Annotated in this window: 5 protein-coding genes; all 5 read right to left on the reverse strand. The window is 62.8% G+C overall.

Features of this window, described 5'->3' with window-relative positions:
* Positions 1–83: 83 nt before the first annotated feature.
* Entirely contained in the window at positions 84–611 is a 528-nt protein-coding gene (locus MOV75_RS26875; RefSeq protein ID WP_246925821.1) for a YcnI family protein, read from the reverse strand.
* 29 nt (positions 612–640) lie between these two features.
* Entirely contained in the window at positions 641–1,177 is a 537-nt protein-coding gene (locus MOV75_RS26880) for a copper chaperone PCu(A)C (RefSeq protein ID WP_246925819.1), read from the reverse strand.
* Positions 1,178–1,204: 27 nt separating this feature from the next.
* Positions 1,205–1,702: a TlpA disulfide reductase family protein gene (locus MOV75_RS26885; RefSeq protein ID WP_246925833.1), complete on the reverse strand. Its 498-nt coding sequence runs from the start codon at positions 1,700–1,702 to the stop codon at positions 1,205–1,207.
* Positions 1,699–2,910, reverse strand: coding sequence for a sialidase family protein (locus MOV75_RS26890; RefSeq protein WP_246925817.1), 1,212 nt, complete (start codon positions 2,908–2,910; stop codon positions 1,699–1,701). Before MOV75_RS26890 ends, MOV75_RS26885 begins: the two co-directional genes overlap by 4 nt.
* Positions 2,911–2,936: 26 nt before the next feature.
* A partial coding sequence (locus tag MOV75_RS26895) for a TonB-dependent receptor (RefSeq protein ID WP_247006892.1) occupies positions 2,937–5,133 on the reverse strand: 2,197 nt, incomplete at its 5' end.

A 5,133-nucleotide genomic window follows, 5' to 3' on the forward strand; every position in this document is an offset into this window, starting at 1 on the left:
CGAGACGAGCGCCGCATGCGCAAGGGCGCCGGTCGCGAAGCCGACAACGAAGAGCAGCGTCGCGAGCGCGGCGAGCAGGCGCATCAGGGCTTTGGCAACAGCTTCACGCCCGGCGCCGGCGCCTTGCCCTCGGATTTGCCCTCATGCGAATGCTTTGCCCCCTCCGCGGGAATCTCGATCCAGCGGCTGACGCCTGCCTCGCATTCCTGAACGACGGGGAAGTACAGGGTCGTGTTCGCCTTCAGGCTGTCGGTAAGGAACGTGCTAAGGACGAACTCGTCATAGTTCTTGTCCGGCAGCTTGCCGCCGGACCACGCCACCTCCTTGACGCCGGAGGAGAGCTTGTTGCCGTGATAGTCATATTCGCCGGCATATTTGCCCTCGACGACGTCGACGTTCCAGCCCGCCTTCGGCATCGGCTTCACCGCGATCACCCCTTCCGGGATCTGAACGCGGATCTTCACGGTCGGCGAGCCCGAGCAGCCGTGCGGCACGGTGAACACAGCCTTGTACGACGCGCCGACCGTGGCTTGCTTGGTCTCGAGCGAGACATGCGCCGCCGCCGGCGAGACGGCGAGCGCGGCAATCAGGAACAGGCAGGATCGCTTCATGTTCGGTCTCCCGAGAGCCCAGATCAGTCTCATTTCATTTCCATTCCCGAATGATCCGGCATTTTCTTCATGTCCATATGACCCGAATGCCCGGCGTCGGCAGGCGCCTGCGCACCGACGCCCTGAACGTCGAGGGAGACGGCGACTTTGCCGGCCTTCTCGAATTGCAGCGTCACCGGCACCTTGTCGCCCTGCTTGAACGGGCCCTTCAGCTCCTGCAGCATCAAATGATTGCCCCCTGGCGCGAGCTTCACCGTCTTGCCGGGATCGATCGCGAGGCCCTTGTCGAGCGGGCGCATCTTCATGACGCCATTGTCCATGGCCATCTCGTGAATCTCGGCCTTGCCCGCGATATCGGCGGACACGCTGACCAGCTTGTCCGCCGCCGTCCCCTTGTTCTCGATGGTCAAATAGCCGCCGGCGACTTTCGCGCCGCCCGGCGTCGCGCGGCTCCACGCCTGCGAGATCACGAGATCGCCGGCCTTGACGTCGTCCGCGACCGCCGGTGCCGCGCAGAGCGCAACAGCGAACGCAGCGAGCAGCACGTCTTTCAACATTGTCTTCATATCGGTATTCCCTTTGCAGACTGAACTTCAGCGTTTGGAGAGTTGTTGCGCCGACCATTTTTCGAGATCGGCAATTTCGGCGGAGCCTTCGATCGTCGTGACGGCCCCTTCCCGGGAGATGAGCATGGTCCTGGGGATGTCGCCCTGCCAGGCAGGGTCGATCTCGAACCGCAAGCGCTCGGCAAAGCCGTCGTTGAAGACGAAGTTCTCGGTCGACGACAGTCCCGCCTTGTCGAGCATCGATTGCGTGGCGGCCGGCAGGTTCGGCACGAGATCGGCGCTGATCGTGACGACGTCGATCTCTGGATGGTCTTTTGCAAACCGCCCGAGCAAGGGCAGCTCGACCTTGCAGGGCCCACAGGTCACGCCCCAGAAGTGCACGAGCGTCGGACGCCCGGTATGCCCCCTCAGTACGCTTTGCCAGGTGCCGCGTTCGAACGGTTTGAGGCCGGGCGACGCCCCAAAAGCCGACGCCGATGCGATCAGGACACCCAGACCCAGAATAGCTGCAAGTCGACGTCTCATGGCTGGTCCTCGATCGCGATAAGACGATAGCCATCCGCCTTCGTCATCCATGACAGGTAGATCTGCCCACCGTTGGAAACGAGCAAGGGATGGTCGGAGGTGTCGGTCGTGCTCGATATCGCCTTCGGCGGCGACCAGGTCTCGCCATCATCGCGGGAGGTCGCGATGTGGACCGAGGTCTTCTCGCCATCGAACTCCTTCCAGGCGATCACCGTTCCTTTCGCGCCCGCGAGCACGTAGGGGCGCGTCGGGTTGCGGCCTGGGTGCCCCAACGCCATCGGCGCAGAGAAGGTCCGTCCTTCGTCGCGGGAGTGGGCGTAGAACAATCCCTTCCGCGCCTTCCCGTTCGTGTACCAGGCGACGTGATAGGTTCCGTTCGGCGCAACGGTAAGGCTCGGTCCGTGGTGCGGGCAGGCGTTGATCTGCCAGTCGTCGTCGCTGACCCGACGGATTTCGCCCGGTGTCGACAGGTCGGTAAACGTCATGACGGCGTGATCGCGCACGCCGCCGTCGAAGATGTTTCTGAAGATCACCGCCGGCCGCCCGGGCGCCGCAAACGTCACCCCTAATCGGCAGCACTCGCAGGTGCCCTCACGCGCAAGAGCGGCTTCCGCGTAGGTGGCGCCGCCATCGCGCGAGGTGGCAAAGAACAGTCCCGCTCCCTCGTACTTGCGTCCTGCCTCCTGGGCAGGGACACGATTGCGCTTGTCGATCCAGGCCGCAAAGACCGTTCCATCCTGATCAAGCGCCAGCGCCTCGAACCGCTGGCTCTCGTTGTTTGCAGTGATGGGCTTCAACTCCGCGAAGCTCTTCCCCCCGTCGGCCGAGCGCGTGTACAGCACCTCTCCGTTGAAGGCCTCGTCCCTGAAGGCCGAGAACGCGAGCGCGATGCCGCCCTTGCGGTCGATGACGATCTTCGGCCGCGCATCCGGCCCCCAATCAAGGTTCAGCCGCGTCGTCGTGACCTGGGTGGGCACCGAAAAACTGCGGCCCTCATCCTGCGAACGTGCGACCGAGACCTGCCCCCCCGCCATCCAGACCAGCCACAACGTTCCGTCCGGGCCGAAGGCCGGCGTCGCCTTGGTCGCACAGCGCAGCGTCGGCTCCTCACAGGCCGCTTCGGACGCGTGCTTGCCGTGCATCTGTCCCTGTGCCGCACTGTGCAGGAACGCGCAGGCGACTATCCCGAGCAAGCCGGTTCGGATCATGGCCCTACTCCCTTCAAGAGCCCGGATCATTTGAACGCCACCTTCATACCCGCAACGAACAGGCGCGGCGAGCCCGCATAGATCGATCCCGTCGTGTTTGCGAGCGTGCTCCCGGGAACTTGAAGTCCGGCCGCCGACACGGTATTTGCGATGTTGTTTGCCGACGCAACATAGGTGCGATCGAACACGTTCCTGACTTCGAAAAACAGGTTGAGTGACCTGAAAGTGTCGGACACCAGATCGGTCTTGTAGTGGACGTTCACATTGACCAGCTCATAGCCCGGCGCCTTCAGCAGATTCGCATTGTCCATGTAGAAGGAGTCCTTCCACTGGACTTCGACGAAGCCTCCGAGGCCAGCCAGCGGTCCGGCGAACTCGTCGTAGCCAATGCGGGCTGTCAGCTCATTGGGCGAGATACCGGGAATCTTGTTACCCGCACGGTTGAAGCTGAAGACGGCGCCATTGGTGATGTTCTCGACATATTCGGTGTAGACCTCGTCGAGATAGGTGTACGCCGCCAAGAACCGCCAGCCCGAATAGAACTTCCAGTCGGCGGCAAGCTCGATGCCGCGGTGCTCCGATCGCGGCGCGTTGAACGAATAGTTTACGCCAGCGACGGGCGTCGCCTGGTTGACGATCTCGTTGCGGAAAAACTCGTAAAAACCAGTCGCGCTGAGCTTGAGCGCACTGTTCGGCGTCCAATCGAAACCGAGATCGTAGCCAAGATTCTTCTGGGCCTGGAGTTGGGTATTGTTGCCCGATAATCCTGTCTGAGCGATGAAGAGATTCGAGACCTGCGGAGTGCCATACCCCGTGGCCACGCGTCCCCGGAACAGCCATTCACTGTTGAGCTTGTAGAGCAGCGCCAACTCTGGCGCAGTATTTTGAAACTGCCGGTCCGCGGTCGTCGGCGTTGTCGTGGTGATTCCGGCGGGGCCGGCGTACGAATAGGCCGTATTGAGGCCCTTGAGCAAGGTTGTCTCCCAACCGATGCCTGCAACGGCCGTTAGCGACGATGTAAGCTTGAGCTCTTCCCTGGCACGAACACCATAGTTGGTCGTTTCGCTGTAGAGATTGCTCGACAACCTGCCGAGCGTCGCGTTGCCTCCCGGCATCACGTTTCGCGTGTCGCTCGACGCCGTCAGGGTATTGTAGAAGGCGCCGAAGAACGCGGTGGACTCCAGGCCGAGAATCTCTCCGCGCTTGGTGAGATCACTCATATAGTTGTACGAGGGGAAGTCGCCGATCGAGCTGGTGGTGCCCGTCGGCTGACTGATGTTCCGGTCGTCGAACACGAACTGGTTGCGCCAGGTCGTGGTGTTGTCGAAATCGTGCTCCCAGCGGCCGCCGACGATGGTGCGGCGGTCGTTGCGGCCGAGCCCGGCCTGCACCGCCGTCTCTGTGTCGGTTCCGGCGGTTGCGTTGAAGCCGTTGTTGAACAGCCTGACCGTGCCGCATCCGGGCGCAGCCGTGCCACCGGTCGTACATCCCTGCTGGAACGGGTTGAGATAGAACTGGTTCAGCGATTGCCTGATCGGCAGCCGCGCGCTGAGGTCGTTGTTGATGATCTTGACCGTGAAGCGGTCGTCCGGCGTCGCCTTGAGCGTGCCGAGGAAGTTGACGGTCTGCGTGTTGAACCAGCTGTTGCCGATGTAGCCGTCGCCCCTTGTGTCGCTCGCAAACAGCGAGCCCTCGAAATTCCCGACCTTCTTGCCGGCGGCGAGATAGTTGTTGAGGTAGCCGTAACTGCCGCCGTCAACGCCGTATTCGACGCCATCGATCGTACCGCCCGGCCGCGTCCGGAAATTGAGCGCGCCGCCGGTCGCATAATTGCCGTAGAGCGCCGACGAAGGGCCGCGGACCACGTCGATCGCACTATAGGCATGAGGATCGATCAGGTCGCTGCGAGACAGGCCGTCCGGCTGCGTCACCGGGAAACCGTCATCGAAGATCACGAGGTTGCGGATGCCGAAACCGTTCCGGGCGTTGGATCCCCGAATCGAGATGCCGAAATCCCGCGGACCGTTGCCCTGCTTGATCGAAATGCCCGGGCTGTCCCGCAAGACGTCACTGACCGAAAACGACGGTCGATTGTCGAACTGGCTACGATCGATGGTCGTCGCGGTCTGGCCGGCCGGCGCCTGGTTGAGGCTAGCCCGCGCTTCGCCGGCGCTCCTCGTGTTGTTTTGCCCCTGGGCGCCATCGGTCGCGTTCCGCGCGACC

This window comes from Bradyrhizobium sp. PRIMUS42 (assembly GCF_023006515.1).
GTDB lineage: Bacteria > Pseudomonadota > Alphaproteobacteria > Rhizobiales > Xanthobacteraceae > Bradyrhizobium.

Bases quoted from the DNA above. Each gene is read 5' to 3' on its own strand.
- MOV75_RS26885 (WP_246925833.1), bottom strand. From the start codon at position 1,702: ATGAGACGTCGACTTGCAGCTATTCTGGGTCTGGGTGTCCTGATCGCA.
- MOV75_RS26880 (WP_246925819.1), bottom strand. From the start codon at position 1,177: ATGAAGACAATGTTGAAAGACGTGCTGCTCGCTGCGTTCGCTGTTGCG.
- MOV75_RS26890 (WP_246925817.1), bottom strand. From the start codon at position 2,910: ATGATCCGAACCGGCTTGCTCGGGATAGTCGCCTGCGCGTTCCTGCAC.
- MOV75_RS26875 (WP_246925821.1), bottom strand. From the start codon at position 611: ATGAAGCGATCCTGCCTGTTCCTGATTGCCGCGCTCGCCGTCTCGCCG.